Genomic DNA, 25771 nt, shown 5'->3' on the forward strand with positions numbered 1-25771 from the left:
ACGGAGACTCCAACAATGGCATTACCTTTACTGGCTTACAAACCCACAACTCAAAATCAAAGAGTTCCAAGTTTTGGAACGGCAGATGTCAATGAAGATACTCCTTACATCTACCGTTTAGAAAATGCCAACTCTCCCAGCGAAGTGGAAGAATTAATTTGGTCTGCCTATCGCCAAGTCTTCAACGAACAGGAGATTCTCAAATTTAATCGCCAAATTGGACTAGAAACCCAACTGAAAAATCGGTCAATCACCGTTAAAGACTTTATTCGGGGTTTGGCTAAATCAGAGCGATTTTATGAGCTAGTGATTGGAGCCAATAATAACTATCGACTGGTAGAAATTTGCTTCAAACGTTTATTGGGACGCGCACCCTACAACGAAGAAGAAAAAATCGCTTGGTCGATTGTCATTGGTACTAAAGGTTGGGGTGGATTTGTCGATGCGCTGATTGATAGTACAGAGTATGAGCAGAACTTTGGTGATTTCACTGTACCCTATCAGCGCAAACGGATGACCACAGATAGGCCATTCAGCTTTACCACCCGTTACGGTGCAGATTATCGGGAACGTGCTGGTATTGTGAGAAAGGGACGCTATGTTACCGAATGGTATACATCGAACCGCCAATTTGATGTGGCCGCAATATCAGCTGTATTACTGGTAATGTCCGCCAGCATTGCTTTACTGCTGATACTAAATTGGTTCGGAATTAATTCTGGCTACTAACCTAATGGGGGAAAATAAGTAAAGCATGAATGAGGATTTTGAGTAATCAATCCTCTTTCAATTGCCAGAGTTAGCTGTTTAATTTGTTAAAAGGGGAAGACTCAGCATGGCACTGCCATTACTTTCATACAAACCAAGCTCTCAAAACCACAGAGTCAAAAGCTTTGGTGTAGCTGACCAAAACGAAGATACACCATACATCTATCGCATTGAAGATGTCAGCTCTTACACTGATATGCAGAACATCATTTGGGCTGCTTATCGCCAAGTGTTCAGCGAACATGAGATTCTCAAGTTCAACCGCCAAAAAACTTTGGAATCTCAACTTTCTACAGGTGCAATCTCTGTAAAAGACTTCATTCGTGGTTTGGCTAAGTCTGAAGCCTTCTATCGTTTGGTGGTATCTGTTAACAACAACTATCGTCTAGTTGACATTACCCTCAAACGTCTGTTAGGACGTGCTTCTTACAATCAAGACGAGCAAATTGCTTGGTCAATTGTCATTTGTACTAAGGGGTTTGCTGGCTTTGTGGATGCACTCCTCGACAGCGAAGAATACGCCCAAAACTTTGGTGACAATACTGTACCTTACCAACGCAAGCGTTTAGAAGGTCGTCCCCACAACTTGGTAACACCACGCTACGGCGAAGACTTCCAAGAAAAAGCCGGTACAGTGCAAACCGACTGGCGCTTTACCTTGGACAAATTCTACAGCCGCAAGTTCCAAGAAAGAAGACTGGCTGAAGGAGATCCACGCAAATACTCCGATATGGCAGTAGCAGTTGGTGGCAAAGGCAACTATGCTCAAAGAATTTCTGCCTTTGATATTGACTATCTCAGTGCAGTACCTTACCGTGGCAAACGCTAAGATTTCACATCTGAACGCCTAAAATTTCATACTGGGTCTAGTTTGTGCGTTGATGTGACGAAAAGTTAGCAGTTTTTTTGTTAGCTGGGCGTGACATTGAGTGGAGGCTAGACCCAGTTGTTTAATTTTCTGGAAATATAGCTGTAGACAAGGCGATTAGGACATGACTAAAAGCTCAAACTCATTCATGGCATGGATTCTACTATTTCCTATTGCAAGAGTGCCTATTGCCTATTGCCTTCTGCTATAGTCTGAGAATTTCGGCTGTAAGATTAGCTCTAGCGGGTAGTTCCGCGAACTCAAACATTAAAGGCGTAGAATAGATTTTCGGTCTTTGTAAAAATTCTTTTAAAACTTGTTTACGTCCTGCAATATATTCTGGTGTTGATAACCAAGAGTATTCTTGGCGAATAGCATTGGTATATTCCCAATACTGATTTGAATTAACAGCTAAAATAGCCAAATCAGCATCTAATAAGACTTGGCTATCAGGATCATCTGTATCGGGTTGATGATGTTTAGTATTCAGAATGAGATGAGTGATACTATGAATTTGATCAATCGGAATTCCTAAATTACTTAAGAATTTATTTGTATATTCAGCACTTTTCTCTTCGTTATCTTTTGCTTGAGTATCATACACAACATCATGAAACCAAGCTGCAAGTTTCACAGCAGTTTGGTTTTCAGTATAATTTTCCAATGTCTGAATTATGTCAAGCACATGATTAATATGTGTCAGGTTATGGTAATGGCGATTTGGAGTAGAATAGGTCTCAACTAATTGAGTAAAGGCTGTCTTCATTGCTATTTGGTCAACTCCAAAAGGTTGGAGTGTATTTTGCCATTTATCAAAAACAATATTTGTGAGATTTTCTGTAGACATAGATGCTATATTTCCACTATTGATATTAAGAAATTTTTAGCCAACTTATACCGATTTCCAGTCACAGATAGTAATTCAGGCTAAGAGAATGTTTGAAAAGTGGTTGGCTGTGTTTTTAAACACTTGTTGATCCCCCCTAGCCCCCTTAAAAAGGGGGGAAATAGAATCAAATAAATCTAGAGATTCTTGCGATAGGAAAGAATCAAATAACGTAGTATCCCTAGCCGACTAATCCATTCAGCAACAGCTGTAGAGTTAGCAGATTGCTCATATCCCGATTCACGCTGAAGTCGTTTGAGCAGTGGATAAGTGGGTAGGGTGTTGATGGTAATGTCTTCTTCTACGATGGATGTAAAACCCGTAGTTTGAGCAAGTTGACGGTAGGTGTCTAGGGTAAAACTACTATCAACTTTGCCGTAGGTGTTGCTAACGCTTGGTTCCAGTAAATTTGCTGCCATGTTCATCAAGGGACGGAAAAATTTTAAGGGTACAAAGTCACAAATAGCTAATTTGCCGCCTGGTTTCAGGACTCGCCATGCTTCTTGGAAAAAACGTTGACGGCTGGGGAAATGAAAGATGCACTCAACAGCCAGTACCAAGTCAAACGAATTATCTGCAAAAGGTAACTGACAAGCATCTCCTTGGATAAATTCGATTTGATTATGATTACGGGGTTGGACTTGTTCTCTGGCTCTAGCGAGCTGACGAGGATCTATATTTAAACCAGTTAGCTGCATATTGCTGAAGCGATCGCTTAAACTAGCGATCGTCCCACCAAATCCACAACCACAATCCAACACCTTCTGCCCATCAGCAACGCCACCTGCATCACACACTCGGCGAGTTAAATTTTCTGCTGCTGTGGCAAAATCATCTATTGAACCATCTGCTGTATTTGGGTTTGCCCAGTAGCCCCAATGTACGTGGAGACCAAAGGTTTTAATTAATTCGGTATTTCCTTGATTAAATCCTTCTAGTAATTGGTCAAAATACGGTAATTCGACTTTTTGATTGTTAACCATAACACCTGATCAAAACTCACACTATTTTTTAGCATAATTTGGGTGTCTGATTTGATTCAATCCGGTTTATTTAAGGGTGATTTATGTAGATAATGGGTCTAGAAAGATATCATTTATTCATTATTTTCTATTTTTAACTTGAAGTTCGTAGATAGCGATCGCTTCATCTTTGCCTTTGACTTTCACAGCTTCATCTATCAATGTCAGGGAAAATAATTCTCGCAAGGATAAACTGTTGACTACTGACTCAGTGAGCAGAATTGTACAGTCATAGTATTTGGTTAATTGCTCAACACGGGCAGCAATATTGACAGCATCACCGACAACAGTAGAATCAATCCGGCAAGTAAAACCCACCGTTCCCATAACTACCTCACCGCGATGAATCCCAATCCCCACAGCTATTTTCGCTAAACCTTTTTGTATTCTTTCATCGTTAAAGGTATCTAAAGCTTGCTGCATGAAAATTGCTGCTTGTAATGCACCATCACTAGCAGCATCATCAAACAGCGCCATAATAGCATCACCAATATACTTATCAATAAATCCCCCGGCTTTGTCTATCGCCTTGCCCATACAAGCTAAATAATCATTGAGAAAGGCGAAGGTTTCTTGAGGTGTCATCACCTCAGACATGGAAGTATAGCCCCGGATATCACAGAATAAAATTGTGATCGTCCGGGTAGCAGCGACACCCACGGCGATATTTTCAATTCCTTGGGGTGCGATCGCTAAAATAAATTTATTCGGTACAAATAACTCGAAAGATTCTAAGGTTTTTTGTAATTTGTTAAACGAACCTTGCAAAGCGGCAGACATTTCATTAAATGCAGTCGCCAATGCCCCAATTTCATCTTTACTACTAATTTGGGCGTGATGTTGCCAATCACCAGCCGCAATTTTCATTGCACTCAGCTGCAAACGACGGATGGGATCACTCAATCGCTTGGCTAAAATATACGCTAGTATCCAACCAACCACTAGGCTAATCAAGCCAACTACCAAAGCTTGATTGATGACTCCAGTAATAGCACGGTTAACTTGGCGTAAAGACATACCTAGCCGCAGCGTGCCAATTTTTTCACCAGATGATAAACGAATCTCTGAGGCTACTTCCATCACCCTTTCACCCCTTTCTGCCCGTAAATTTTTAGCGAAATAGATGTCTCGAAGAATAAATGTCTCTGTTACAGTTAAGGGTTGTGTGGATTCTAAGGCTGCATTGGTAACTGCTACAGGCACAACATCGGGAACATACTGATTTTGTAACTCATTTAGGGAAGCAGCGACAATCACATTTTCTTGACGGGCATCGGAGACTAAAACGTATATAAAGTCTGGATTTTCCTGTAAGAGTACATCAAGAGTGAGGCGAATTTGACTCCAATTTTCTTCTACTAATTCATTACCCAAGGTATAAGTTAACACTCTGGCAAAAGAATTAGCATTCTGTACACTTTCTTTTTGGTAGAGATAACTTTCACTTTTTGCCCAGACAGAGACAATTGCACCAATTACAGTTAGCAGTAAAAGTGTAGTAGTGGCCATGATCCGAGTACAGATTGACTGGAAAATTAAAGATTTCATGGTTTAAGCACCAGTTCCTCTACATAAGTTACCCACCGCCAACCCTGAGTTTTAGCTTGACAATCAGAACCAAAAGCTAAGGTAACAGGGCCACCCATTTTGGCTGGAATGGGTTGTTTATCATCACCCCATTGAGTTGCTAAGAGAATTTCACAGTTGAGGATATCAGCAGAGGTTAATTGCACAGGGTTAACGTTGTTTTGGTAAATTCTGCGCTTACCTTGCACTACCACTTTCTCAGAAGTGGATAGTTTGACTTTGGCAAAGTTTAAAATATCCCGTATACGTACACCGTGTAGTTTGACTTTGCCACTCGGCCAGCCACTGCGATAACCCACGGTTTCTGTAATGGTGATTTGGGGTAATGTTTCTAAGTCAGCTAGGTTAAGTTCTTGGTTTCCTACTTGCAGTCGTACTGGTTCTGTTCCTATAACCATATGGCTGACATAAAATACCCAAAACGAATCGGGGTATTGCTGTTTTAGGTGGGGGTATTGAGTATGGGGAAAGACTAGATAAATGGGGCCGCCTTGATTACGGCTCATGGGTTTACCATTATTAGCGATCGCTAAAATAATCGGATACTTTAATAAGTCTTGTAAATTGACTGTGACTTGGTAAGAGTTATAAGCAATAAATGTTACTTCAGTCACATCAGACTGATAACCAAATTTTTGCAGCAGTGTTGAGACAGGCACACCCCGAAAATCAAACACCTGATTGGGCTGAAGGATGTAATTAGCATCAGTAGTTTTGAGATGAGTTGTCGCCAAAGCTTGTAGTTGCTGCCAATTTAACGTCACCGCTTTCCCAGTTGTTGTCTCACCTTGAATAATTAAATTCCACTCACTTTCTTGGGTGTTTTTGGCATTATCTGCGACAATTTCCGCATTGCGAGCGATCGCTTGTTTACGCCATACTTCCAGTTGTTCATTTGTAGGCTGCTGTGTACAACCTCCCAGGTAAATAGCAGCCATAATGACAGTGCTGAGTAGCGAGTTGTGAGTTTTCCGTATATTCCTCATCTCCTCCTACTCCCTTTTTCGTTCGTGTATTACTGTTTTACACGGTGTATCAAAATTGTCCAGAAAAAACTTGACACACAAAACCAAAATTCCCTTTAATTTTTTAATTTTGAATTTCTGATCTGTGGTGACAAAAAAAATGACGAGTCACAATAGAAAGCACGGACTTCATACATTAAAGACTTAACTCACATCAGGAGTTTCTATCAGTGGTATTACAAGTACAAACCAGCACCTACGAAGCTAAAACTCAAGAAATTGCTAAACAACTTTTAGCTGCAACTCAAGAAAATCGCTCATTTTTAGCTTCCCTACGTGATCAAATGCGTTGGGATGATAAATTACTCACTTGGGCGATGAGTAACCCCGGTTTACGGGTGCAATTATTTCGGTTTATCGATACACTCCCAGCACTGCGTAGTAAAGCGGAAATTGCTGCCCATCTCCAAGAATATTTAGGCGATGAATCCGTAGAACTCCCAGCCGCCCTAAAGGGAATGCTCAACTTTGCCAACCCTGACTCTATGCCGGGACAAGTGGCTGCAACTACTGTGTCTACAGCAGTTGAGACTTTAGCTTTTAAATATATTTCTGGGGAAAATATTAAACAAGTCATTAAAACTGTTGAACGACTGCGAAAAGAAAAGATGGCTTTCACCATTGACTTACTTGGTGAGGCGGTAATTACGGAAGTAGAGGCACAGTCTTATCTCGAACGCTATCTAGAATTAATTACACAATTAACGGAAGCATCTAAAAATTGGGCAAATGTTGCGGCTATTGATGAAGCTGATGGGGAACCTTTACCAAAAGTCCAGGTTTCTGTGAAATTAACAGCGTTTTATTCCCAATTTGACCCGTTAGATGCTAAGGGTAGTGAAGAAAGAGTTAGCGATCGCATTCGGTTTCTGTTACGTCACGCTCAAGAGTTAGGTGCAGCTATCCATTTTGATATGGAACAGTATGCTTATAAAGACTTAACTCTGAATATTTTGCAAAAAATCTTATTGGAAGATGAGTTTCGTCAACGCACTGATATTGGCATGACGATTCAAGCTTATCTGCGTGATAGTGAACAAGATGCCAAAAATCTCATTGCTTGGTTAAAACAGCGTGGTTATCCTTTAACTATTCGTTTGGTTAAAGGTGCGTATTGGGATCAGGAAACTATCAAGGCAGCCCAAAAACATTGGGCGCAGCCTGTTTATAACGATAAAGCCGCAACAGATGCCAATTTTGAGGCGATAACTCAGTTATTGCTGGAAAATCATCAGTATGTCTATTCTGCCATTGGTAGTCATAATGTGCGATCGCAAGCACGGGCGATCGCTATAGCAGAAAGTCTCAATGTTCCCCGACGGCGGTTTGAAATGCAGGTGCTTTACGGGATGGGGGATAAGTTGGCTAAGGCTTTGGTGGATAGGGGTTATCGGGTGCGGGTTTATTGTCCCTATGGGGAATTGTTGCCGGGGATGGCTTATCTGATTCGGCGGTTGTTGGAAAATACGGCTAATAGTTCTTTCTTGCGGCAAAATTTGGAGAATCGGCCAATAGAAGAACTGCTTGCAGCACCAGATATTGATTTAGCTCACGCAAAGGCGCATTCGCGGAGCGTCCCGCAGGGAAGTTGCAAAGAAGGAAAGGAAGGGTTTTTGGGTGCGGCGGATACGGATTATGCGGATGAGGAGGAAAGACAGGAGGCGGCGCGGGCTTTTGGGGCTGTGCGTCAACAATTAGGGAAGAGTTATTTGCCGTTGATTAATGGGGAGTATGTGAATACTTCTGAGGTGATTGATTCTGTTAATCCTTCTAATTTTAGTGAGGTGATTGGGAAGGTTGGGTTGATTTCTGTTGAGCAAGCGGAACAGGCTATGCAGGCGGCTAAGGCGGCTTTTCCTGGTTGGAAGAAAACACCTGTGAAGGCACGGGCGGGAATTTTGCGGAAGGCGGCTGATTTGATGGCACAGCGTCGGGCGGAACTTTCGGCTTGGATTGTTTTGGAGGTGGGGAAACCTGTTAAGGAAGCAGATGCGGAGGTTTCGGAGGCGATAGATTTTTGTCGCTACTATGCCGATGAGATGGAACGGTTATATCAAGGTATAAATTATGATGTACCTGGAGAAACTAATCGTTATATCTACCAGCCCCGTGGCATTGCTGTGGTGATTTCGCCTTGGAACTTTCCGTTGGCGATCGCCTGTGGGATGACTGTTGCTGCTTTGGTTACAGGCAATTGCACTCTGCTCAAGCCTGCGGAAACTTCTTCTGTGATTACTGCTAAACTCACGGAAATTTTAGTAGAAGCTGGTATTCCTAAAGGTGTCTTTCAATACGTACCAGGTAAGGGTTCACAAGTGGGTGCTTATTTGGTAAGTCATCCCGATACCCATCTGATTGCTTTTACAGGTTCTCAAGAAGTCGGTTGTCGCATCTATGCAGAAGCCGCTACCCTCAAGCCTCTACAACGGCACATGAAGCGGGTAATCGCAGAAATGGGGGGCAAAAATACCATTATCGTTGATGAAAGTGCTGATTTAGACCAAGCTGTTGTGGGTGTGGTACAGTCAGCTTTTGGTTACAGTGGACAAAAATGTTCTGCTTGTTCACGGGTGGTTGTGGTAGAACCTATTTATGATGCCTTTGTGCGGCGATTGGTGGAAGCTACGAAGTCTCTGAATATTGGCGAGGCAGAGTTACCAAGTACCCAAGTCGGCCCTGTGATTGATGCTAACGCCCGCGATCGCATCCGCGAGTATATTGTTAAGGGTAAGGCAGAATCACAGTTAGCACTGGAATTACCCGCACCGGAACACGGTTATTTTATCGGCCCCGTCATTTTTAGTGAAGTCGCACCAGATGCCACAATTGCTCAACAAGAGATTTTTGGCCCTGTGTTGGCAGTAATTAAAGTTAAAGATTTTGCCCAAGCCTTAGCAGTTGCCAACAATACCAATTACGCCTTGACGGGTGGCATTTATTCCCGCACACCTTCCCACATTCAACAAGCACAGGAAGAGTTTGAAGTCGGGAATTTATATATTAACCGTACCATCACAGGTGCGATCGTGGCTCGGCAACCCTTCGGTGGCTTTAAACTTTCTGGTGTCGGTTCTAAAGCCGGAGGCCCTGATTATCTCCTGCAATTCCTTGAACCACGCACAATTACAGAAAACATTCAACGCCAAGGTTTTGCACCCATTGAAGGGGCAGATTAAGCTATAAAAATAGGTGGGGTAAATGCCCTACCTATTTTTACTGAATAGATAAAAAATACAGAAATCATAATGCCAGATGTCATCATTAGAATCGCTCAAATACCAACAGAATTCCCAGCGATCGCAGCCATTAGAAAAACAGTATTTCAAGAAGAACAAGCAGTAGATCCACTATTAGAATTTGATGGCAAAGATGAAACTTCTGATCATTTAATTGCCTATTTAAATCATCAAGCCGTAGGTACTGCCAGAATTAGATATTTAGATCAGCAAACTGCCAAGATAGAAAGATTAGCTGTGTTATCAGTAGCTAGAGGACAAGGAATCGGCAGGAAGATGATGGAGAAAGCACTAGAGGTAGTTGCTAGTTATAATATTTCTGAAGTTATCATTCATGCCCAAGTTTATATAAAGCCTCTGTATCAAACACTAGAATTTATTGAAGTTGGAGACATTTTTATAGAAGCAGGTATTCCCCATATAGAAATGAGGAAAAAACTAAAATAAAAATGTGTAGTTTTATTACTATAGGAATCGTACTTGAATCTTGCTAAGTATACTGAGAAATAAACCTTTGTATGGCAAGCTTCTAGCCAATTTGGTTTTTCAGAAATCAAATATGAGTCCTATATATAACGATAATATTTCTTTCCCCTTTGATGGGAACCCCATTGATGTAGATTTTTCTAGAATTGTCTATTGTGTTAATTTTTTGATTGCTAAAGTTTTTACTCTTTGTGCTTTCAGGTTGTTTTTTTGAATCCTGCTCGAATTTAGTAATATTGATGATGTAACCATAAGGATAATCCTCTTTATACTGGCAATACCCTCCTAATAGAGTTTCTGCTTGTGCAGGATTCATATCTTGTATAAGTGACTCTATATCAATAGCAACGGATACCATAGCTTTCATCGTAATTTCCCGTTTGCAAAGATTGTCTCTCCCTATTTTGTTTAATCCAAAAACCTGAGCTATCTTGCTGAAGGAAGAACTATGTATAGATAATTTACTCACATAGACAGATGAGCAATTGCATACTTTTTACTAAATTATTCCGAGGATATATAGGTAATATTTTAAAAAACCTGCCAATCTTATACTGAAGATTAGCAGGATTAGGGATTTTATTAATCGGAGCGGCGGGATTCGAACCCACGACCTCCACTACCCCAAAGTGGCGCGCTACCAAGCTGCGCTACGCCCCGGTCACGGATTACTATATTATCGCAAAGCTCTAGAAAAATCAAGGGGTAAGTTCAAAAAACTTTTAGCATTCTTGTAGCTTGCAATAACCCAGGTACAGCAGAGGCTGGCCATTTACCTTCTGCACACCGTCCAGAATTGAGGATAAAGCGCAAACTGTATTTCTGGGGATAGCCTTCCACCTCCATCCATAATAAATCGCTTTCGGCTTCACAGGCAATTTTTTCTTCATCCATTAACTCGGCTGTGAGTTGTTTCATGGTGTCTGCTAGCTGTGCTAACAAACGGCAAAAATCATCTATCTCAGCTGCGGTTAACTCCACTGCCCAATCATCAGTCCCTACTAAACCTTGATATTTAGCTGCATTTGGGTTCCAACCAATACGCCAACCATCACCGCTTTTAATTAGTCGTTCCATGAGGATTAGGGATTGGGGTTAAAAATGTTAGTGAGGACTTGTGCTAGGGCATTTCTTTGGCTACGGGTAAGGCGTTTAATGGCAGCGCGATCGCCTGGTAACGGATTCTGCCGCAATGTATCATTACCTGGGTAAGTGTTTTCGTGCATAATTTCGTTGGCATCTAGGTAATCAGCCAAAGTTAGCTTCCAATCAAGGCGGTAATTGGGCGCACGTTCTTTGATATAAATGTGATATCTAATCAATCGACTAGCTAAAGTGTTGTTCTCAGCAACTCTCCCAGATTCTCTGCTGATATATTGGTTTTCCTTGGGCAAGTCAGGTAATTGTTGATATACCAACTGCCACACATCACTAGGACTAATCCTCTGGGCTTGGGCTGGTTGAATGCTGAGTAAATTAATGGGTGTGAATTGATCCATCCCTGCACCTAAAACAATTACACTCACTACCGTCAAAGCAGTGAGTGTATGCCAAGGCTGGAGTCGGGGATGAATGAACGATAAATGTTTGCTCATCCTACCTGCTCTCAAGCAACTTTATAATTCACCAATGATTTCTGGTTGTGTCAATTCATCAGACATTTCAATAATTGCTCTCAGCACTGGTTTCATCATGGCATCCTCGGCGCTTTCAAATTCTTCATAACGTCGCCGTTTGGCACGATTTGCCACCTGAACCGTAATGCGGTAGCGATTGGAGGCTGCGCTAATTAGATCCTCAGCACGGTGCATAATCTGAGACTGGGTTGTCTCGAACTTAGAACGCTTGAGCATAGTAATTGGTTCTGGGGGACATACCCTAGTTTAGCACCCTAGTTTTGTATCAAAAATTAGCAAAGCCAGTTTTTGGTAGCTAGGGAAGTGTCAACAGGCTAATACAACCAAAAATTTATTAGCAAGAGACTAGCCAAAACCTAATTTGTCTGCTATATTAAGAAATGTGTGAAAACAAGGCTCAGTAGCTCAGTTGGTTAGAGCACGGGACTCATAAGCCTGGGGTCGTTGGTTCAAATCCGACCTGAGCCATTTTAACTGAAGAGAAAAGTAAACTAACCTGAACATAGCGGGTTGCTGCACTTCAAAGAAAAATATCAAGTACACAAGTTAGAGTATCTAGCACCCATCAGCACTAGATGCTTTGACTCATTTTTTGTTTATAGTTGCAATCCTATCTGATTTGTAAGAATTTCGGTGTTCAGATCCCCGACTTCTTTGAGAAGTAGGGGATCTTGTTTCTCACGAATGATTTAGGACTGCTATAGTTGCGATCGCTATCACCCTTGACTAGGATAATCCCAATTCTAGTCCTAGAAACGTAGTGTAATCTATGCTTTTTGTTATGGAAATCTTACTAAGACAATTAAGTTATGTATGATATATAGGGGAATTTAAATTATGCCAAGAAATATCAATATTTACAACTTGATACTTCTAGAAATACCAGGATTTTCTGAGATTTTTTGAGTTAAAAAATACTCCCAAAAATAGTAATAATTGCTACAAGTTGAATTTTGGGAAATATCGTTTTTATTACAACTTGAAATGACAGTTAGCGGCACAATGGGGGCAGAGAAACAATACTGTTTATTTGCGCTCGGAGACGAAGAAAATAATGGTAGCGGTCGCAGGAAATGTTCAGCATCGGCTAACTGTCCAAACTGTAGAAATTGCCCCTAACACCACGGCGATTCGTTGTCTAGACTGGGATCGCGATCGCTTCGATATCGAATTCGGACTGCAAAACGGTACGACTTATAATTCATATCTAATTAGGGGCGAACAAACTGTTTTAATCGACACTTCTCACCAGAAGTTTCGGCAACTGTATTTAGACACACTAAAAAGTCTGGTTAACCCCAAGACTATTGATTACATTATTGTCAGTCATACAGAACCGGACCATAGCGGTTTGGTGGAAGATGTGCTGCAATTAGCACCAAGAGCCACTGTTTTAGCTTCTAAAATTGCCTTGCAATTTTTAGAAGGTTTAGTACACGATCCCTTCTCCAAGCGGATTGTCAAAAGCGGCGATCGCATTGATATTGGTAAAGGTCACGAAATCGAATTTGTCAGTGCGCCTAACCTCCACTGGCCTGACACTATTTTTAGTTATGATCGCAAAACCCAAATCATCTATACTTGCGATGCCTTTGGGATGCACTTCTGCGACGATCGCACTTTTGATGAAGATTTAGAAGCGATTGAAGCCGACTTTAGATTTTACTACGACTGCCTCATGGGGCCAAACGCTCGTTCTCTCCTGAACGCAATGAAGCGGATGGGTGAACTGGGCAAGATAAAGATTATTGCTAACGGTCACGGACCTCTGTTATACCATCATCTAGATGTATTAACCGAGTGCTATCAAAGTTGGAGCCAAAGACAAGCTAAAGCTGAAACTACAGTTGGCTTGTTCTACGCCTCCGATTATGGATATAGCGATCGCCTCAGTCAAGCCATCGCTGAAGGTATTCAAAAAACTGGTGTGGGAGTAGAATTTATCGACCTCAGCACAGCTGAAATCCAAGAAATTCAAGAATTGGCAGGTAGAGCATCTGGCATCATTATCGGTATGCCTCCTACTACCTCCGTTGCGGCTCAAGCTGGGATTAGTTCACTGTTAGCAGTTGCTAAAGACAAGCAAGTAGTAGGCTTATTTGAGTGTTTCGGTGGTGACGATGAACCCATTGATACACTACGCCGGAAATTTATCGACTTGGGCGTGAAAGAAGCCTTCCCTGCAATTCGGATTAAGGACGTACCAGCAGCATCCACTTACCAACTGTGTACAGAAGCAGGTACAGACTTGGGGCAGTTGTTGACACGGGAACGCAACATCAAGCAAATCAAATCTCTCGATGTCAACATGGAAAAGGCATTGGGACGGATTAGCAACGGTTTGTATATTGTCACCACCAAAAAAGGTGATGTCAGCAGCGCCATGTTAGCTTCCTGGGTAGCACAAGCAAGTTTGCAACCTTTAGGATTTACCATTGCTGTAGCCAAAGACCGCGCCATTGATACCTTAATGCAAGTAGGCGATCGCTTCGTCCTCAACGTCTTAGAAGAAGGCAATTACCAAGAACTCAAAAAACAATTCCTCAAGCGTTTACTGCCCGGTGCTGACCGCTTTGCCGGAGTCAGAACCCAAACCGCCAAAAACGGTTCACCCATTCTCACAGACGCTTTAGCATACATGGAATGCGAAGTTGAAAGTTGCATGGAATGCAGCGACCACTGGCTTTTATACTGCACCGTACAAGACGGTCGTGTTTCCAAACCCGACGGATTCACCGCAGTTCGTCACCGCAAGGTTGGTAATTACTACTAAATCATGAAGGGATTTAGGGGAGGGGTGAGACAAAGAAAAATTTTCCCTAATCCCCAGCCCCCACTCCCCACTCCCCACTCCCTACTCCCCAAGATATATGGATTTCAGCCGCTTCATCGAATCCACTCAGAACTGGGCAAAATCTACCCGGTTTTTGCAATTTTTTGATAAAAAACAACCAAAAACTATGAGCGATTCCAAGCCCCGTGACGTACAAGTTCTTTCGATTGCTACAAACACTAAAGTTCTCAGAGCGCGTAGTTGGTCACGTTTGCGGTTTGAAATTGAATATGCCTTAGAAAGAGGTACTACTTCTAACTGCTATGTCATCGAAGGTGATAAAACTGCAATTATTGACCCGCCTGCTGAAACTTTCACTGTTATCTATCTAGAAGCATTACAGCAGACGCTCAATTTGAAAAAATTGGATTATGTCATCCTGGGTCATTTTAGCCCCAACCGTGTACCTACCCTCAAGGCACTGTTAGAACTGGCTCCGCAAATTACCTTTGTCTGCTCCCTTCCCGGTGCGGCAAATTTACGTGCGGCTTTCCCAGATGACAGCTTAAATATTTTGACAATGCGGGGGAAAGAAACCCTAGATTTAGGTAAGGGTCATGTATTGAAGTTCTTACCTATCCCCAGTCCCCGTTGGCCGGAAGGACTTTGTACCTACGACCAACAAACCCAGATTCTCTATACAGATAAGCTCTTTGGCGCACATATCTGTGGTGATGATGTATTTGATGATCATTGGGAATCCTTCAAAGAAGACCAACGCTATTACTACAACTGCTTAATGGCTCCCCATGCTATCCATGTGGAAGCAGCTTTGGAGAAAATCTCTGACTTACAGGTGAGAATGTATGCTGTCGGTCATGGGCCTGTGGTACGTACCAGCTTAATGGCTCTCACCCAAGCCTATGCTGACTGGAGTTTGGCGCAAAAAGATAGAGAGATTTCTGTAGCTCTACTCTATGCTTCCGCTTATGGTAATACAGCAATTCTCGCCCAAGCGATCGCCCTCGGACTCACTAAAGGCGGTGTAGCTGTCCAATCTATTAACTGTGAATTTGCTAGCCCTGAAGAAATTCAGGCAACTTTAGAACAGGCCGATGGTTTCCTCATCGGTTCCCCCACCATCGGCGGCCATGCACCTACCCCCATCCACACCGCTTTGGGTATTGTCCTCAAAGTTGGTGACAATAACAAACTAGCTGGGGTGTTTGGTTCTTACGGCTGGAGTGGCGAAGCCTTAGACATGATTGAAGGTAAACTCCGGGATGCCGGATACCGCTTTGGCGTGGAAACCCTCAAAGTCAAATTTAAACCCGACGATGTTACCCTCAAGTATTGTGAAGAAGTCGGTACAGACTTTGCTCAAACCCTGAAGAAAGCTAAGAAAGTCCGCTTACCACAACAAGTTGCGACCCCTGTAGAACAAGCTGTAGGTAGAATTGTCGGCTCAGTTTGCGTAATTACAGCCAAGCAAGGCGACGTATCTACAGGAATGCTGGGTTCTTGGGTTTCTCAAGCTACCTTTAATCCTCCAGGTTTGACTGTGGCTATTGCCAAAGAACGAGCTATTGAATCCCTCATGTATCCCGGTGGTAAATTTGTCCTCAATATCCTACCTGAAGGTAATCATCTGGAATACATGAAACATTTCCGTAAGAGCTTCAAACCCGGAGAAGACCGTTTTGCTAACTTCACCACTACAGAAGCAGAAAACGGTTGTACTGTTCTCACCGATGCTTTAGCTTACGTGGAATGCTCAGTGAACCAACGCATGGAATGTGGCGACCACTGGGTAGTATATGCAACCGTTGACAACGGTAAACTGATCAAACCAGATGATGTGACTGCCATTAACCACCGGAAAACGGGTACGCATTACTAACGACTAAACTGCTTAATTTTGAGAGTTTGGGAGACGTTGCCAGGCAACGTCTCTACAAGTTTTATTTGTGGGCTACCTGTTTAGCCTCGGAGTGTGTAAACTTTATACATCAAATAGCTGTCAATATAATTCTAAGTGGGCAAAATTTATGTAGCAGTTGCCATCATAGATTAAAACATCAAGTAATCATAAAACCATTACCCTAAAAAGCCTGTCACCTGTCACCTGTCACCTGTCATCAAAATTATGGAGCCAAATCAGCAACAACATCGCCAAGAAGCTGCTCAAGACTTGGAAGCAGCCCTAGAACAGTTGGAGGATATCTTACAAGAAGATTCCACTGATGATCAGGAGATATCAGATATTACTGGTAACGCCAACGCAGTTGAACAGATTGAAGATGCTACCGACGCTGATTTAGCAGCCTGGGAAGACGCAGTTGCTGATATTGAAAAATATCTAGAAGAAAAGACAAAAAGCCAGTGAAGGAAGTTGAAGAAGCAGAGGATAAAAACTACTGGCTCCCCATTCCCCACTCCCCACTCCCCACTCCCCGCATTTGTCGTTGGGCTTCATATAACATTAAAGCAGCAGCGATCGCTACATTCAATGATTCTACCCCCGGACTCAAGGGAATCTTGACTTGGGTATCTGCCATTTCTGCTACGTTTGCCGACAAGCCAGCACCTTCATTCCCCAGTAAAATCAAACTAGGTTTTCGCCAGTCTACTTCCCAGTAAGTTAACTTGGCGGTGGGCAAAGTTGCTATTACCTGCATTCCCGCCTGCTGACAATTCTGCACTGTTACCGTCAAATCTTCACTTACCGCCGTGGCTAGACGAAACCAATGTCCAGCCGAAGCACGCAACACTTTGGGATTATCTAAATCTACACTATCTTGACTCAACCATAACCCCGACGCACCAGCCGCCGCCGCCGTGCGAATCATCGTCCCTAAATTACCGGGGTCTTGGATGGTTTCTAAGGCTAAAACTATACCCGTATAAGGGACTTGGTGTTGCTTTTCATCCTGTCTTGCTGTTGCTACTACCCCATCTGGTTGTACAGTAGTAGCGATCGCACTCAACACTTCTGGACTAACAACTTCAGCGCGATCGCATCGGCTACAAGCTAACTCCCATAATGCTGTATGGCTTGCTTGCCATTCTGGGGTACAACACACCGTTACTAAAGGATAGTTCACCGCACAAGCTTCTTCCAACAAATGCGTCCCTTCCAGCAAAAACAACTGTTGCTTATGCCGTTCCTTGGTAGAGTGCAACTTACGGATTTGCTTGACTAGAGAATTTTGTAAACTTGTTAGCATCTGTGGTTCTGAGTTACCAGTAAAGAGTGCTGATTTTTCCCTCTCAGGACTCACAACTCATAACTCAGCACTTATTTGAATGCGGAACCCGGGACTTGAACCCGGAAGCCTTGCGGCACTAGAACCTGAATCTAGCGCGTCTGCCAATTCCGCCAGTTCCGCTTGCATATCGACAATTTCTAATTATTGCTTAAATATTTAAATTTGTCAATAATAAAGGCAGAAGACCGTCTCGATAAAAATGGCTTTTCCCCGCTCCCTACTTCCCATTCCCTACCTACACAAGTAAGTTGAAAAATTAAAGGGGATGACTATAGTATCAAGGTAATATAGCGGTAATTATACTGAGTATATAATTTTGCCAGTAAAAATTAAAATATTTTTCACAGAAAATAATTATTTAACATCTACAAAAGCTTATCTATACTGGTTTTGAGACTCAATATCGGAATTCAGATGTAATATAACAGTACAAGTCATAGCAACAAAATGTAGACAAATCAGTTCTTTACTGTAGAATCAAAACCAACTTCTAACTTATAAAATTACGTATTTATCTTGGAGGTAGGCTTATTAATCCTTCTAGCAGCTTACCAGATGCTAAACCAGCTGTTGCAGTAGACTCCTCAGTCTTGCAAATATGGGGCGGGCATCCTTTGCAGGGTCATGTAAAAATTAGCGGGGCGAAAAATTCTGCCTTGGTAATCATGGCTGGAGCCTTGCTATGTTCGGGCGATTGCCGCATACGTAACGTTCCCCTATTGGCGGATGTAGAAAGGATGGCTGAAGTAATATCGGCATTAGGTGTACGTCTAAAACGACAAGGCGATATTTTAGATATCAATGCCAGCGAGATTGCCACATCGAAAGCTCCCTATGAATTAGTGACGCAATTGCGGGCAAGTTTTTTTGCCATAGGGCCAATTTTGGCCAGACTGGGAGTAGCACAAATGCCATTACCAGGAGGTTGTGCCATTGGAGCTAGACCAGTTGATTTGCACGTCAGAGGACTGCAAGCAATGGGAGCTGAAGTACAGATTGAACATGGCATTTGTAATGCTTATGTTCCTGGTACTGGTGGCAGATTAAAAGGAGCGAAAATTTACCTAGATACTCCCAGCGTCGGAGCAACAGAAACCTTGATGATGGCTGCCACGTTAGCAGATGGCGAAACCATCATTGAAAACGCTGCCAGAGAACCAGAAGTAGTTGATTTAGCTAACTTCTGTAATGCAATGGGGGCAAAAATTCAGGGTGCGGGTAGCAGCACAATTACCATTGTGGGTGTACCCAAGCTGCATTCTCTCGATTACAGCATTATTCCCGATCGCATCGAAGCAGGTACATTTTTAGTAGCCGGAGCTATCACTCGCTCTGAGCTTACACTATCCCCTGTTCTATCGGATCACTTAATTCCAGTGATTGCCAAACTCCGGGATATTGGTGTACAAATCATTGAGGAAGGACCAGACTGCTTACGGATTCTGCCCGCCGAAACCCTGAAAGCAACAGATATAGAAACCTTGCCCCATCCAGGATTTCCCACAGATATGCAAGCACCATTCATGGCCTTACTTACCCTGGCAGAAGGTGACAGCATTATTAACGAATCCGTGTTTGAAAATCGCTTGCGTCATGCTTCCGAATTAAATCGTTTAGGGGCAGACATTCGCGTTAAAGGTAATACTGCCTTTGTGCGGGGAATGCCGATGCTGTCTGGTGCGCCAGTCATTGGTACTGACTTAAGAGCATCAGCAGCATTAGTCTTAGCAGGACTAGCAGCCGAAGGCAAAACCACTATTCAAGGGTTGCATCACCTTGATCGGGGCTACGATCAAATTGATATGAAATTGCAAAAATTAGGCGCTCGTATCCTGCGGTTAGGGGAAGTACCAGCAGATGCAGAAGTAGCTCCTACTAGCAGCAGTCCACCAGCATCAGTTTCCACTTAACAAGTAGGTTACAGGTTACAGGTGATAGGGAGCAGAGGAGCAGAGGAGCAGGGGAGGATGAGGGAGTGATGGGAGACAAGGGAGAATTTCTTCCTAACTCACCAATCCCCAAGCATTCTTTAATTTTGAATTTTGTAGCTTGCTTCTCTTACGTTCGCGGAGCGTGTCGAAGACAGACGCTACCGCGTTCGCCAAAGGCGTTCTTGTAGAGTACCCGTAGGGTATTTTGTAGCAGGGTTGTTTCATTCTTGCCAGAGAAAATTCAAAGCCCTTATTTCTTCGTCTGTTCTCTATCAACATTTTGGGAAAGCATAACGAAATAAAGAAGCTTCTAGATTATTCTCTCGTTGTATGAAACCACCCTGGGGTATTTTGTAGGGGGGAGCCTTCTCTACGAGACGCTACGCGTTGGCGTTAGCCTCTCGTAGAGATGTCGTAGACTATTTTGAATTGATTTGTCCCCAATCGCCAATTCCTAATCCCCAGTCTCCAATGCCCAATCCCCAAATCGTTATACTAACTGTGGGAGGCTGTGATTATTGTTTTTCCAGCTGGCTGCATCATGTCCTTGTACAAATCCTCACTCATCGGTTTAAAAGCTGACTCTTTTCGTCATCCCTTAGACCTGGAAGCTACCAAAGCTTTAAAGCAGATCCCAGGCTTGGATATGATAGTGCGTAATCTACTCGGCCCAATGGCAGAGCAGGTTTTTTATGTAGAAAATATTGCTTCTAGTGTTTTGGTAGGTGAAAAACAACTACCGAATTTACACAAACTGTTATTAGAAGCTTGCAAAGTTCTAGATATAGAGCCTCCCCAACTATACGTGAGGCAACATCCAGCTCCTAACGCCTACACTTTTGCTATGCGGGGTAAGCAACCTTTCATTGTGTTGCATACCTCCCTGATTGATATCCTCACCCCAGAGGAAACCCAGGCAGTAATTGCCCATGAGTTAGGGCATCTTAAATGTGACCATAGCGTTTATTTAACACCTGTAAATTTATTAGTATTAGCAGCAGCAGTAGTACCTAATATTGGTGCTGTTGTTGCCCAAGCCATACAGGCACAACTTTTAGAATGGGTACGCTGTGCTGAGTTTACCTGCGATCGCGCTGCATTACTAGCCACCCAAGACCCGAAAGTTGTCATGTCCGTCTTGATGAAGCTAGCAGGTGGTTCACCCACCCTAGCACCACAACTTAACCTTGATGCCTTTATTGCCCAAGCTCGCGCTTACGACGACATCAGTAAAACCGAACTAGGCGAAATGGTAAAATCAGCCCGTACAGCCCAACTCACCCACCCCGTACCAGTCCTCAGAGCCAGAGAAATAGACCGTTGGGCAAGTAGTCAAGAATATCAAACCTTATTACAAAACCACGGACAAAAACATACCAGTGAAATCCCCCCCAAAGGCGGCTGGCGTAACTGGTAAACTCAAAAATTCTCTCTGCAACTCTGCGTGAGATAAAAAAACTCAATAACTCAAATCGTCAGTATGACAGATGCCTCAGAACCCATCAACCTTTTTGAATATGAACAGCTAGCAAAAACGCATCTGTCAAAGATGGCACTCGACTATTACAGCAGTGGCGCATGGGATGAAATTACCCTGCGAGATAACCGTGCTGCCTTTGAGCGCATCAAGCTACGGCCGCGGATGCTAGTAGATGTTAGCCATATCAACCTCAAGACCACCATTTTAGGGCAACCCCTAGAATTCCCCCTTTTAATTGCACCAATGGCTTTTCAGTGCCTAGCTCATCCCAATGGGGAAGTTGCCACAGCAATGGCCGCAGCCTCAGCTGGTGTGGGTATGGTGTTGAGTACCCTATCCACCACCAGCTTAGAAACAGTAGCAGATGTGGGGCGGAAATTTCCCGATTCTCTGCAATGGTTCCAGCTATACATTCACAAAGACAGAGGATTAACTCGCGCCTTAGTGGAAAGAGCCTATGCAGCAGGTTACAAAGCTTTGTGTCTCACCGTGGATGCTCCCGTATTAGGACAAAGAGAGAGAGATAGACGCAACGAGTTTGTCTTACCATCAGGGTTACATCTGGCTAACCTGTCCACCATCTCAGGGTTAGAAATTCCCCATGCACAAGGGGAATCGGGATTATTTAGTTATTTTGCCCAACAACTCAACCCGGCTTTAACTTGGCAGGACTTAGAATGGTTACAGTCCCTATCACCCCTACCTTTAGTACTCAAAGGCATTTTGCGAGGAGATGATGCTGTGCGGGCTGTAGAGTATGGAGCCAAAGCAATTGTAGTGTCTAATCATGGTGGCAGACAACTCGATGGCGCGATCGCCTCTTTAGATGCCTTAGCTGAGATAGTTACATCTGTTAATGGTAGGACAGAAATCCTCGTAGATGGCGGTATCCGCAGAGGTACAGATATTCTCAAGGCTCTGGCAATAGGCGCTCACGCTGTTTTAATTGGCAGGCCGATATTGTGGGGATTAGCCCTAAAAGGACAATCGGGTGTATCTCATGTTATCTCCTTGCTACAAAATGAGTTAAATCTAGCAATGGCGCTGAGTGGCTGTAAACAATTACAAGATATTGACCCTAGTTTAGTCAGGTTCTAGTTGGCTAAATGCTCTGCTATCAACCCATAGTTTCATCACGGGCTACAATCTGGGTAACAGGAAAAAGAAATTTTGATTTATTCCTTGCATTCAACAAGTTTGATGCACTATAATAGTGAAGTTGCCTCCAAGGGCGGGTGGCGAAACTGGTAGACGCACCACACTCAAAATGTGGCGACCTTGCGGTCATAGGAGTTCGATTCTCCTCCTGCCCACTGTTAAGCAACCTAAGCACAAGTGAAACAATGAGACTGAAAAGATGGGAATCTCCCCGCCGCGAAGGGAGAAACGATAAAGGTAGAGGCGGCTCTGCCAGAAAGCGGCAACTCAAAAAACAACGGCAAATGTTACGTCAGAAACTCAAAGATAGCGAAAAACAAAACAATAACCAAAATAACCAGCAAGGGAGAAGACAAATAGAGCTTCTCCCTTTTTTAGTTGCTGATATAGCAGGGAACAGGTGAGCCGGCGCGGTCTTGGGGGTTTCCCCCATGTTGGCGTAAGCCTTCCCGTAAGGGTGCGACCGGCGAACCCGAAGGGTGACAGACTCCAAAACCTATTCATGTAATGGTTTTATGATTGCTTGATGTCCTCATCCAATAGTATTGACCCACAACACATTTTAAAAATCACGTATTATAATTAATGTATAAAGCACAGGGGTCCGTAACGGTTTCGACAGGTTGGCGAACGCTACTCTGTGATTCAGGTCGAGAGTGAGTCATCTCTCGCAAATCCAAGGCTCAAAAAAAAAGTAAATGCGAATAACATCGTAAAATTTGCTCGTAAGCCTGCTACTGTAGCAGTTGCCTAAAAACCTCTCATAGGTTCGAGCGTCTTCAGTCTGACTCCGTTAAAGGCTAAAGACCAACCCCCAACGGATGCCCTAGCAAGTATTCTCTGGTTGACTTGCTAGCTAAGACTTAATCAGAGTATCCTACGTTCGGGATAATGAACGATTCCCGCCTTGAGGGTTAGAAAGGCTAAACCTGTGAATGAGCGGGGGGTCAATACCCAATTTGGACAGCAGTTCGACTCTGCTCGGATCCACTAAAAATAGTTAACAAGTCCACCTAATTTTAGGTGGATTTTGTTTTGATGAGCGATCGCAATTTGCATAGCTCGCAAGCGTTCCACTAGGGACTAGGAGAACAAGGGAGGAGGGTTTCCAGTCCCCAATCCCCAATCACTTCGCCTTAATTGGCGTTAGGGCGACACCACGATAATAATGTCCTAAGATTTGTAGGTGGTTAGCGCCGCGTAAAGCTAAATTATAGGCTCCCCATTGGCTCATGCCTAAACCATGCCCAAAGCCTAAACCTTGGAGTATAAAACTACCATCTTCTCTCCTAGTCACATTAAAACGGGTACTTCTAAGTTTGAGGGCAGTACGTACTGCCTCACCCTTAATGACTTTTGAGCCTTTGTCCCCAACGATTCTTAAAGCTTTCACACTCCGAAAAGGTGAGAAAGCTTCTGGAACGACATCTTTAACATTGCCTACACCAGAAATTCTGGCGCTAATTTCAGCAGGAGTAAAGCTTCTTTCCCAATTACATTCTTTAATATTTTGATCGAAATCTTGAACTGCACGTAGGTAAGGAAGAGGATTACCCCAAACATCTTCTACGTTTTCGGTATGTCCTCCTGAACAAGCATGGAAGACTGAGAGAATCAGATTATTGTTATATGTGAGGACTTGCCCAGCAGTATTATCAACTGCGGTATAAGTGGCGGGAGATTCACTGCTTACCCCTTTATAAATTTGCCAGCGATCTGGACTGTCGCCTAAATCGTAAACTGGGTTTCTACGCTGTTGTTCCCGCTTGTAGAGGGCATAGGTACGAGCCGCGATCGCTTGAGCTTTGAGAGCTTCTTGCGGCCAACTAGAACTCATTTCGCCACCAATGACACTGTAGAGATACTCTTCTAAATCTACCCAGTTAACGACATCTAAACCTTTTTCGGAGGGGATCACCAAAGTTCTCCCCCGAAACCAGCGATCGCCAATATAAACTAATCCTTCTTTTCCTGTGGGTTCAATCCAAAATAAACCAGACTGCCATTTATCTAAAGCTACGCCACCAGGAACAGCTTGAGCATAAAAAGCACTCATCCCAGGTAAGTTTCCCAGAGTGCGCCCGCTACTATCCTTGACAATGGCGGGTGTATTACTGCCGACTTTGACTTGATTGACTCCCCGCTCAATTGCCACACGCAAAATTACAGAAGCTTGAGCTGGAGCCACTAATACTAGCCACAATAGGATACCTAGCCACCAATGGCGTACTTTCGTCTGGGATAATAAAGAGCCGAATAACAGTTGAAATTTCATGCTGATTATTTGATCACAAGTATCTGTTTGTAGCTCTGGACTGTAACAGTCCACAACTCAAGATAAGACAGCTCCTCAAAATCAGAGGTTGCCACTTTCCCAATCATTATGCAATGAGTTTTGCTTTATCTCCTGTGTAGAAATCGGCAATTAATTTGTCATATTTTTTAACATCTATACTGAATGATAGGCGATGCGGAGACTTTGCACGAGAATAATCAAGGATGCGATCGCTATGAATCCACCCCAAAACCAGTCAGGCGGAATCAACTATTGCTGTCTAAGATCCGCTTGTAAATTTTTAAGAAAAAGCTTCAGTAACTATCGCTAGATAGTAGACAAATAATATAAATTTAAGTACCACGTCATAAATTTAATACGTAAAGTTAAATTTTATGTCTACGCAATCATCTGAGCGAGGATCAATAGACCAAAATTCTTCAGTATCTATTCCTATTACAGAAAACCCAGAATTACGCGATGTAGAAGCCTCGAAACAATCATTAAACTCTCTGGAAAAACTGAAACTCTGGTTAGATATTGGTAAGTTTGTCATAGGTACTGTTTTGCTGGGTATCTTCTCTACTGTGATCAATGCTCAAATCCAGTACAAACAAATTGCACTCAATCAACAACAAATAGAGCAACAGCATCTGAGTAAGTTTATTGAGCAAGCCATGAGCGATCGCCTAATTCATAGGATTCGCTTCGCAAAATACTTTGCTACCCTCACCTTGTCTGAAGATGCCCGTGGGCGTTGGCAACAGTATTATCAAGAATTGGATGCAGAGCGACAGGCAAAAGAAAAACGAATTGCCGAAATTTATGCTGTACTGCCCGATGAAATACAAAGAGCAGAAAATACAGGCGATTTGGAAACCTTCAAAACTTTACAAGAAGAGAAAAAAATTTTAGAGAATGATGTGGGAGCTATTTCTAAGGCAACCCCAACAGAAGAGGGCGTTTGGAAGAAAAAACTTGATCACCGGATAGTGGATGAAGCTACTTTTACCTGGAGACAGGCGATCGTTGCTAATGGTAATTTACGTATCCCAACTAGCTCAGGTGTTGTCAAAAATATTGAGCAAATGGCAGTAAAACTACAAGCAATTCAAGATCAGCTAAGTAAACCTATTGAAATTGTCAGGTGGTATGTAACTGACAATCTTAATCCTAGATTTGGTGCTAGTTCTAACTCCCATTACACAGGCGGGGGAGTTGACATCCGAGTTACAGGTTACACAGGTAAAGAGTTGGCACAACAGCTGCAAGATTGGCCTGGTGGTATGGGATTATATCCAGACAAACCAGATGTAGTTCATCTGGATAATCGACCGCAAAGAATCAGATGGGGTGGCTTGCAATAGTAG

22 protein-coding genes, 4 tRNA genes, 1 other RNA gene and 1 pseudogene are annotated in these 25771 nt (G+C 43.1%); 15 read left to right on the top strand and 13 right to left on the bottom strand.

The window, feature by feature from the left end:
* Nucleotides 1-15 precede the first annotated feature (15 nt).
* Together NOS7524_RS20315 and NOS7524_RS20320 are read left to right on the top strand one after the other, a co-directional pair.
* Nucleotides 16-729, top strand: a complete 714-nt coding sequence (locus tag NOS7524_RS20315) for a phycobilisome rod-core linker polypeptide (protein WP_015140361.1) — start codon at nt 16-18, stop codon at nt 727-729.
* A 106-nt stretch (nt 730-835) separates the two neighbouring features.
* The gene (locus NOS7524_RS20320) at nt 836-1597 is read left to right on the top strand and encodes a phycobilisome rod-core linker polypeptide (protein WP_015140362.1); all 762 of its coding nucleotides are present in this window, start codon (nt 836-838) and stop codon (nt 1595-1597) included.
* A gap of 244 nt (nt 1598-1841) precedes the next feature.
* Here NOS7524_RS20320 and NOS7524_RS20325 read toward each other — a convergent pair whose 3' ends face one another.
* The 4 genes from NOS7524_RS20325 to NOS7524_RS20340 form a co-directional block, all read right to left on the bottom strand.
* The gene (locus NOS7524_RS20325) at nt 1842-2483 is read right to left on the bottom strand and encodes an HD domain-containing protein (protein ID WP_015140363.1); all 642 of its coding nucleotides are present in this window, start codon (nt 2481-2483) and stop codon (nt 1842-1844) included.
* Between the two features lie 176 nt (nt 2484-2659).
* Nucleotides 2660-3505, bottom strand: coding sequence for a class I SAM-dependent methyltransferase (locus NOS7524_RS20330; RefSeq protein ID WP_015140364.1), 846 nt, complete (start codon nt 3503-3505; stop codon nt 2660-2662).
* Nucleotides 3506-3625: 120 nt separating this feature from the next.
* Nucleotides 3626-5053 (bottom strand): adenylate/guanylate cyclase domain-containing protein, encoded by a 1428-nt coding sequence (locus tag NOS7524_RS20335; protein ID WP_015140365.1) that lies wholly within the window; start codon nt 5051-5053, stop codon nt 3626-3628.
* Between the two features lie 35 nt (nt 5054-5088).
* On the bottom strand, nt 5089-6069 hold the full coding sequence (locus tag NOS7524_RS20340) for a molybdopterin-dependent oxidoreductase (RefSeq protein WP_235622371.1): 981 nt from the start codon (nt 6067-6069) through the stop codon (nt 5089-5091).
* Nucleotides 6070-6326: 257 nt separating this feature from the next.
* On the opposite strand from NOS7524_RS20340, the gene pruA reads away from it, so the two are divergent.
* Both pruA and NOS7524_RS20350 read left to right on the top strand, forming a co-directional pair.
* Entirely contained in the window at nt 6327-9332 is a 3006-nt protein-coding gene (gene pruA / locus NOS7524_RS20345) for an L-glutamate gamma-semialdehyde dehydrogenase (RefSeq protein ID WP_015140367.1), read from the top strand.
* 69 nt (nt 9333-9401) lie between these two features.
* Nucleotides 9402-9839 (top strand): GNAT family N-acetyltransferase, encoded by a 438-nt coding sequence (locus tag NOS7524_RS20350; protein WP_015140368.1) that lies wholly within the window; start codon nt 9402-9404, stop codon nt 9837-9839.
* Between the two features lie 106 nt (nt 9840-9945).
* On the opposite strand, the gene NOS7524_RS20355 is transcribed toward NOS7524_RS20350, so the two are convergent.
* The 5 genes from NOS7524_RS20355 to NOS7524_RS20375 all read right to left on the bottom strand — a co-directional run bounded on the left by NOS7524_RS20355 (nt 9946) and on the right by NOS7524_RS20375 (nt 11731).
* On the bottom strand, nt 9946-10347 hold the full coding sequence (locus tag NOS7524_RS20355) for a hypothetical protein (RefSeq protein ID WP_235622372.1): 402 nt from the start codon (nt 10345-10347) through the stop codon (nt 9946-9948).
* Nucleotides 10348-10464: 117 nt separating this feature from the next.
* Nucleotides 10465-10538: transfer RNA gene (locus NOS7524_RS20360), tRNA-Pro, on the bottom strand.
* Between the two features lie 51 nt (nt 10539-10589).
* Entirely contained in the window at nt 10590-10955 is a 366-nt protein-coding gene (locus NOS7524_RS20365; protein WP_015140370.1) for a DUF1818 family protein, read from the bottom strand.
* 5 nt (nt 10956-10960) lie between these two features.
* Nucleotides 10961-11473, bottom strand: a complete 513-nt coding sequence (locus NOS7524_RS20370) for a hypothetical protein (RefSeq protein ID WP_015140371.1) — start codon at nt 11471-11473, stop codon at nt 10961-10963.
* A gap of 21 nt (nt 11474-11494) precedes the next feature.
* Nucleotides 11495-11731, bottom strand: coding sequence for a DNA-directed RNA polymerase subunit omega (locus NOS7524_RS20375; RefSeq protein WP_015140372.1), 237 nt, complete (start codon nt 11729-11731; stop codon nt 11495-11497).
* Nucleotides 11732-11909: 178 nt separating this feature from the next.
* Here NOS7524_RS20375 and NOS7524_RS20380 point away from each other — a divergent pair.
* From NOS7524_RS20380 to NOS7524_RS20395, 4 genes are all read left to right on the top strand, one after another.
* Nucleotides 11910-11983: transfer RNA gene (locus tag NOS7524_RS20380), tRNA-Met, on the top strand.
* 586 nt (nt 11984-12569) lie between these two features.
* Nucleotides 12570-14288 carry a diflavin flavoprotein gene (locus NOS7524_RS20385; protein WP_015140373.1) on the top strand — a complete coding sequence of 573 codons (1719 nt, stop codon included), beginning with the start codon at nt 12570-12572 and terminating at the stop codon, nt 14286-14288.
* Nucleotides 14289-14475: 187 nt separating this feature from the next.
* Complete coding sequence (locus NOS7524_RS20390; protein ID WP_041555873.1) at nt 14476-16188, top strand: diflavin flavoprotein; 1713 nt, start codon at nt 14476-14478, stop codon at nt 16186-16188.
* 246 nt (nt 16189-16434) lie between these two features.
* Nucleotides 16435-16674 (top strand): hypothetical protein, encoded by a 240-nt coding sequence (locus NOS7524_RS20395; RefSeq protein ID WP_015140375.1) that lies wholly within the window; start codon nt 16435-16437, stop codon nt 16672-16674.
* A 28-nt stretch (nt 16675-16702) separates the two neighbouring features.
* Here NOS7524_RS20395 and NOS7524_RS20400 read toward each other — a convergent pair whose 3' ends face one another.
* The gene (locus tag NOS7524_RS20400) at nt 16703-17515 is read right to left on the bottom strand and encodes a TrmH family RNA methyltransferase (protein WP_051039207.1); all 813 of its coding nucleotides are present in this window, start codon (nt 17513-17515) and stop codon (nt 16703-16705) included.
* Nucleotides 17516-17595: 80 nt separating this feature from the next.
* Nucleotides 17596-17677 (bottom strand) — tRNA-Leu (locus NOS7524_RS20405).
* Nucleotides 17678-18087: 410 nt separating this feature from the next.
* Here NOS7524_RS20405 and murA point away from each other — a divergent pair.
* The 6 genes from murA (at nt 18088) to ssrA (ending at nt 23119) form a co-directional block, all read left to right on the top strand.
* A complete protein-coding gene (gene murA / locus NOS7524_RS20410; RefSeq protein WP_015140377.1) occupies nt 18088-19467 on the top strand; it encodes a UDP-N-acetylglucosamine 1-carboxyvinyltransferase in 1380 nt (459 codons plus the stop codon).
* Nucleotides 19468-20029: 562 nt separating this feature from the next.
* A complete protein-coding gene (locus NOS7524_RS20415) occupies nt 20030-20905 on the top strand; it encodes a M48 family metallopeptidase (protein ID WP_015140378.1) in 876 nt (291 codons plus the stop codon).
* A gap of 63 nt (nt 20906-20968) precedes the next feature.
* A complete protein-coding gene (locus NOS7524_RS20420) occupies nt 20969-22066 on the top strand; it encodes an alpha-hydroxy acid oxidase (RefSeq protein ID WP_015140379.1) in 1098 nt (365 codons plus the stop codon).
* 131 nt (nt 22067-22197) lie between these two features.
* A tRNA-Leu gene (locus tag NOS7524_RS20425) sits at nt 22198-22281 on the top strand.
* Nucleotides 22282-22311: 30 nt separating this feature from the next.
* Nucleotides 22312-22530, top strand: coding sequence for a hypothetical protein (locus NOS7524_RS20430; RefSeq protein ID WP_015140380.1), 219 nt, complete (start codon nt 22312-22314; stop codon nt 22528-22530).
* A 196-nt stretch (nt 22531-22726) separates the two neighbouring features.
* Nucleotides 22727-23119, top strand: a transfer-messenger RNA (tmRNA) gene (gene ssrA / locus NOS7524_RS28050).
* A 133-nt stretch (nt 23120-23252) separates the two neighbouring features.
* Here ssrA and NOS7524_RS20435 read toward each other — a convergent pair.
* Both NOS7524_RS20435 and NOS7524_RS30785 read right to left on the bottom strand, forming a co-directional pair.
* Nucleotides 23253-24401 (bottom strand): SpoIID/LytB domain-containing protein, encoded by a 1149-nt coding sequence (locus NOS7524_RS20435; protein WP_015140381.1) that lies wholly within the window; start codon nt 24399-24401, stop codon nt 23253-23255.
* Nucleotides 24402-24575: 174 nt separating this feature from the next.
* Nucleotides 24576-24671 (bottom strand): annotated as a pseudogene (locus tag NOS7524_RS30785) (M50 family metallopeptidase); the annotation flags it as partial.
* Between the two features lie 125 nt (nt 24672-24796).
* On the opposite strand from NOS7524_RS30785, the gene NOS7524_RS20440 reads away from it, so the two are divergent.
* Complete coding sequence (locus NOS7524_RS20440; RefSeq protein WP_015140382.1) at nt 24797-25768, top strand: D-Ala-D-Ala carboxypeptidase family metallohydrolase; 972 nt, start codon at nt 24797-24799, stop codon at nt 25766-25768.
* The last annotated feature ends 3 nt before the right edge of the window (nt 25769-25771 follow it).

This window comes from Nostoc sp. PCC 7524 (genome assembly GCF_000316645.1).
Taxonomy (GTDB): Bacteria; Cyanobacteriota; Cyanobacteriia; order Cyanobacteriales; family Nostocaceae; genus Trichormus.